Source organism: Deltaproteobacteria bacterium (genome assembly GCA_016210005.1).
Taxonomy (GTDB): domain Bacteria; phylum Desulfobacterota; class Binatia; order HRBIN30; family JACQVA1; genus JACQVA1.
This window is the reverse complement of the sequence record JACQVA010000265.1, coordinates 1-2,345: the sequence shown is the minus strand read 5'-3', so window position 1 is coordinate 2,345 and position 2,345 is coordinate 1. Positions and strand designations below refer to the sequence as shown.

The 2,345-nt window shown below is 62.9% G+C and carries 2 protein-coding genes; one reads left to right on the top strand and one right to left on the bottom strand.

Features of this window, described 5'->3' with window-relative positions:
* Window positions 1–865 precede the first annotated feature (865 nt).
* Window positions 866–1,153 carry a type II toxin-antitoxin system HicB family antitoxin gene (locus tag HY699_25200; protein ID MBI4519101.1) on the bottom strand — a complete coding sequence of 96 codons (288 nt, stop codon included), beginning with the start codon at window positions 1,151–1,153 and terminating at the stop codon, window positions 866–868.
* A 392-nt stretch (window positions 1,154–1,545) separates the two neighbouring features.
* Here HY699_25200 and HY699_25195 point away from each other — a divergent pair.
* Window positions 1,546–2,345: TIGR04255 family protein (locus HY699_25195; GenBank protein MBI4519100.1), on the top strand; the 800-nt coding region annotated here is incomplete at its 3' end.

The following is a 2,345-nucleotide window of genomic DNA, read 5'->3' as shown; positions in this document are numbered from 1 at the left end:
CACCGGCCCCGACCCGCCGCGCTGACCGGTGGCGGCGCAGCCGGTTCCCACCCCGCTGATCCGTCGCTCCGTCTCGGTGGCCCGGTCGCAACCGATCGCCCCGGGAAAATCGAGCTATGCATGCTCACCGGAAGGACACGCCTGTTACGGCTGGACCGACCCTTCGACGGGCCTAGCAGCCTGTCGGACTTGAACTAGCAAAATCATCTAAATAATTGATTTCGTTCATGTGATAAGAATCATGCCGAGCTGCTTTCGTAGAAAACCAAAGGACTTTTTCCGAAAGTCCGACAGGCTGCTAGCGCGGGCTCGACCCCGGCCACGGCTTCCACCAAAACGAGCGCGGCCAGACCCGCTACACCATCAGCCCAACGGCGCGGCGCGAGTTGTTGCGCCGGCGCTAAGCGCGGGGATATTCTGGCGATCGCGGCGCGCCACGCAGCCTAGAACGACATCGGGCCAGGAGCAAATGGTGGGGTCATCGTGGCGATTCACGCAGGCGTCGAGCGTCTCGAACAGCGCGCGCAGGCGGGCCTGCACACGCTTCGATCCCTGGAGACCGTCCGCATCATCGAAGGCGACGAGTGAGCGCGACGCGCTGCCACATCCTGTCTCAGGCGCATGCGCACTGGGGCAGCATTACGAGCGGAGCAGCTCGATGAACTCGTCGATCGTGAGGCCGGCGTCCTTGATGATTCCGAGCATCGTAGCCCCGTTTCATGTCGCGCCGATGGAAGGGACGATGACGGTTCCTGGACGTGTGGGGTGCTTATGGCGGCGATGGGAACCGGTGCATTGCGGTACTGCCAGCCCGCGCGTTCGAGCACCCGGATGACATCGCTTGGGGTGCACGACGGCAGTCGGCTCATGCCTTCACGGCACTCACATGCACCGGAACGCGCTGCGTGATTGCGTAGCCGTGCTCGACCGGCACTTCTTCTCCGTCGAGGAGGCAGCCCTCGATGTAGCAACGGATCGCGTCCGCTGCCATCGCCTGCGCTTCCTCGAAGGTATCGCCCTCGGTGTGCAAGCCCGGTAGCGCCGGGACCGTGACCACGTAGCCACCCTCCTCAGCCGGTTCGAAGATGACCGTGTATTCGTACTGCGCGCTCCTCACCGTGGTGGGCTTTGGGTTCTTCGTCTTCGCCTTCATCCTGTTGAAGTCTAGCGTGGTTCGGCGGCGGAAGTCGAGTGAAGCGCCCCAGCCCAGCCCGCCGCGACGGACCCCCGGCGTGCTCGCCTGCTACGGCTGGACCGACAATCCAGGTTCTACTCCCGCCCCCCCAGCCTGGAAGGCCAGGCCTCAGGCCTTGGACCCCGCCCACGGCTTCCACCACAACGAACGCGGCCAAAGCCGCTACACCATCAGCCCCACCGCCCGGCGGGAGCTCCTGCGCCGACTGCTGGAGTTGAATCTCCAAGACGCTTCGCAGGAGACCTCCGCGAGAGGTACACCATGAACGGCCCATTGCTCCCGCGGCGACGCGAGAGAGTTCTGATTGGACAACCGGGCGCTTTGTGCGATAGCTGGAAGGGAGGTTTGCCATGACCGGTGAGGCCGGAAAGGAACAGAAAGCTCGTCCGCTGAACGTCCCTGCACAAGCTAGAATTACGTACCGCAGGAATCTCATCCGACTTGCTGTCTGCGAGATCCGATTTCCCACGGTTCTTTCCCTGGAGACGGAACCGCCCGAGAGTTTCCAGCGTGCGATTCGAAAGAGCTACCCACATTTCGAACGGGGTGCCAACGTCGATGTACAGCCGGGGGGCGTCGAGCGCCAGACCCGGTATTTCTTCCGGTCACGGCAACGAGACTGGACCGTTCTGCTCAGATCCCATTCGATCTCTCTGGAAACGAGGGCGTACCCGCGATTCCGGGCGTTTAAGCAGAGGCTCTTGGAGCTGCTCGAGACGGCAAGAGGTTTCATCGACTCGGATTTCTTTACCCGCGTGGGGCTGCGCTACGTGAACGTGCTCCCGACTACAGGCGAAGAGATCCTTGGCTGGTTGAACCGCGATCTTGTTGCTCCGCTTGCAAACGGCGTCTACGGAGATGTCGAGGGGTTCTTTCAGCAGGTAGCCGGGGTGGCAGGGGTCGGCAAGTACTCCTTCCGGCACGGGTTCGCGCAGATCGAAGGCACTGGCAAACGAGAGTACATCCTTGATTTCGACTTTTACCAGGAAGACGTTGAGGCCGGCCAGGTGGGTGACCTGCAGGGTAGAGGCGAAGTCGTCGACGCGACCGCTTGGCCCAGCCCCGGCCACGCGCAGGCGCAGGCGGGCAGACGGTCAGCACGGCATCGTCGGGCCGCTGCGAAGGCAATCGGTCGAGAAAGATGTGCGAT